We start from the raw sequence: 726 nt of genomic DNA, 5'->3' as shown, positions 1-726 counted from the left end.
GCTGCGCCAGACCATCGCGGTGTTCGACGTCGACTGGATGCGCGGCATGTCGACCGCGATGGTCTGGCGCAGCACCCGGATCTGGGCGGCGTCGCCGGAGAGGATCAGGAGGTTGCGCGCCCGGTCGGCCCGCAGCACCACCTCGCGCGGAGCGACCGAGGAGAGGATCGCCTGCATCTCGGCGGCCGAGATCCAACGCAACGGCACCGCGACCGCGCCCGACTCGGCCCCCAGTCCCTGGACCGGCCGGAGCTCCGGCCCGGCGCCCGCCGGCACGATCTGGACGCTGCGGCCGTGGCGGCGCAGCGACAGGCCGCGGCTCGACAGGGCGGCCTCGAACATCCGCAGCAGGGCCTCGCGGCTCACCGGCCCGCCGGTCTGGAGGGTGATGGTGCCGGAGGCGCGCTCGTCGAGGCTGTAGCCCCAGCCGAGGGTGTCGGCGAACACCGCCTTGGCGGCGACCGGCAGCGGCACCTCGACGAGGTTGAGGCTCACCGGCCCGCCCGGCACCGGCGCCTCGGCGGCAACCTCGCCACCGATCAGCCGGTCGTTGCCGCGCAGCACGAGGGCGCCCGGATCCCGCGACCCGGCATGCCCGATCGGCTCGGCGGCACCGGCCGCGACCGGCCAGACGCAGGCGAGCGCCAGGGCGAGGACAGGCGCACCTCTCGTCATTCCCCGCCGTCCTCGTGCCCATCCGTCGCTGGGCCGGACGTTAGGGGAGTT

General features: G+C 75.2%; 1 protein-coding gene. It reads right to left on the bottom strand.

The genetic code is table 11. The features are described 5' to 3' along the window. On the bottom strand, window positions 1–675 hold a 675-nt coding region (locus QR78_RS31600; RefSeq protein ID WP_048431604.1), incomplete at its 3' end, for a secretin N-terminal domain-containing protein. Window positions 676–726: the final 51 nt, after the last annotated feature.

Origin of the sequence: Methylobacterium indicum (genome assembly GCF_001043895.1) — a bacterium.
GTDB lineage: Bacteria > Pseudomonadota > Alphaproteobacteria > Rhizobiales > Beijerinckiaceae > Methylobacterium > Methylobacterium indicum.
Note: the sequence above shows the minus strand (reverse complement) of the source record. Positions and strands in the feature narration are given on the sequence as shown.